The organism is Streptomyces sp. WAC05292 (genome assembly GCF_003949955.1).
GTDB lineage: Bacteria > Actinomycetota > Actinomycetes > Streptomycetales > Streptomycetaceae > Streptomyces > Streptomyces globosus.
In genome coordinates, this window is the sequence record NZ_RPSE01000619.1 from 1 (window position 1) to 2,342 (window position 2,342).

A 2,342-nucleotide genomic window follows, 5' to 3' on the forward strand; every position below is an offset into this window, starting at 1 on the left:
GTGTCCACGGCGCAGCGGGCTCGACCCAGCCGCCGGGCAGGAACAGCGTGCGCCCGGCCCGGGTCCGGCTCGCCGTCACGACCAGGTCCGTCGCGCCCAGTTCCGCCCGGGCGGCTTTCATCCGGGCGGGCTTCCAGCCCGTCCAGCGTGCGGTGTTCCGGTCCGTCGGGTCGGGCATCGCCAGCAGCATCAGGTACAGCACCGCCGCGTCCGCACCCAGTCCGCACGCCTCCTGCACGGCGGCGACCAGCTCCGGAACCGACCGGCCCGGATCCTGCGGCCACCACGTCCCGTCGGCACCGGCACCGCCCGCCGCCGGGGCCCCCGGATCCGCCAGCAGCGCCGCGAACCGCGGGTCGTGGGCGCACCGCAGCGCCGCCTCGATCGAGGTCTCGGCCTGGCCGTCGCCGCGCAGGGCGGGCAGGTACGGGTCGGAGCCGGTGGAGTCGAGGAGGCTGGTGCGCAGTGCGGGGCGCGGGCGGTCGTCGTGGGTGGCCATGACGACGGCGCCGTACCGCTCGTATCCCTCGCCCGTCTCGGTGGGGGTGCCGGCCGCCTTGCGGAAGCCGGGCAGGTCGGCGTAGTAGCCGAGGTCGAGGAGGAGCCCGGGGGCGGCGAGGCGGTTGCGGACCGCGGTCAGCGCGGGCGGCAGTGCGGCCCGCATGGGGTCGCCGGCGGGAAGCCGGTGGGCGAGCCACGCGGTCAGTCCGAGGGTGGTGGTCAGCACGGCCGAGGTGAAGGCGGGGCCGTGCGGGTCGCAGGGTTCGACGCGGTCGCGGTTGACCTTCCACGCGGTGTCGGTGCCGAGCACGGCGGACTCGCCGGGGTTGAGGACGTCCCCCAGCGCGTCGTGCACGGCGCCGGCGGCGCGTACGGCGCGGTTGGCCTCGGCGAGCAGCCACTCCGGGACGGGGGTGCGGCGGCCGACGCGGCGGTTCCAGACCTCCGCGGCTGCGGCCGCGTCCGGGCCGTCGGTCCACAGCCGTGCCGGTTCGGCGGGCAGCAGCGCCGCGACGACCTCGCGCCGCACCTCCAGCGGGACGGCCTTGAGCTGGTTGCGGGCGATCTTGGCGTCGGCGGCCTTGACACCGAGGGCGGTGCGGAGTTCGGCGGGCAGGAAGTGGTGCTCGTAGCTGTCGATGTTGGGCAGGCCGGCGATCAGCAGCCGTGCGGCGGTCGCGGTGACGCCGGTCAGGCGGGCGAACTCGTCGGCGGCTTCCGGGTGCAGCGGTGCCGGGCCGCGGGCGGCGGCCTCGGTGAGGAACGCGGCCAGCCAGCCGGGGCCGCGGTGGCGGTCGCCGAGGGGGGCTTCGCTGCGCAGCGTGTACGGGCCGGGGACGGCGAACCGGCCGGTCGGGTCGTACAGCAGGGCCCCGAACTCGCGCCCGCCGGGCACGGACTCGGTGTCCTCGGTGATGCCGAGGGCGGCTCCGCCGCCGAGCGGGAGCACGCTGCGGCGGGAGACGTTGCGGTCCCGGCCGTCGGGGGTGGTGAGGTGGCGGTCGTCGAGGTGGACGCGGACGCGGCGCCAGCGGTCGGCGGACCCCTGGGCGGAGGCCAGTCCGAGGGCGTCGATCTGCGCGAGGACGGAGCACAGGGCCGCCCGCTGGGCGTCGTTCGCGGCGGGCCCGGCGGCCCGGTAGGCGATCGCCGCGGGGTGGTCGAGCATCGCCGTGAACGGCAGCCCCGAGTGGTCCAGGGCGGGTGCGTCGAAGTGCAGCCGGCCCGGTACGGAGGCGGCGTCGGTGTCGGCGGCCGCGGCGGCGAGGCGGTGCAGGAAGCGGTGGGAGACGTCCTGGTCGGCGCTCCAGTGGTAGTAGCCGCTGCCGATGACACCGCGCAGGGCGCCCGCGAGGAGCTGGTCCGTGGGGCCCGCCGGCTCGGCGGTCCGGGCGGGCGCGGTCTCGCCGGGGTTGAGGCGGGCGGCGATCGCGTCGAGCGCCCGCTGCTGCTTGAGGGCGAACCGCGCCACCTCGATGACACCGGCGATCAGCTTGGCGTCGGTGACCTGCGGGAGCACCGCGCTCACCAGGTCGGGCAGGTCCTCGGTCCGCTCGGCGGTGGCGACCGCCTTCATCAGCGCCGCGGCGGTGTCGGCGCCGGCGGTGCGCAGGGCGGCCGAGCCCTCGGGGTCGCGGGGGCGCAGCGCGTACCAGAAGGGCAGCGGCGGCAGTTGGACGACTCCGGTGGAGAAGCCGTCGCTGCGGTGGTCGCCGCTGGTGACGGTGGTGACGACGCCGTCCGGGTCGGTGATGGTCAGGGCGCGCCAGTTCTGCGTCAGCCCGCGCGGCCGGTCGTCGCCGGGGACGGCGAGGGCGGCGACGGGCATGCCGCGGCCCTCG

The 2,342-nt window shown here is 77.2% G+C and carries 1 pseudogene; it reads right to left on the reverse strand.

From position 1 onward, the window contains the following. A pseudogene (locus tag EF903_RS31715) lies at positions 1–2,329 on the reverse strand (DNA-binding protein); the annotation flags it as partial. Between the last annotated feature and the right edge of the window lie 13 nt (positions 2,330–2,342).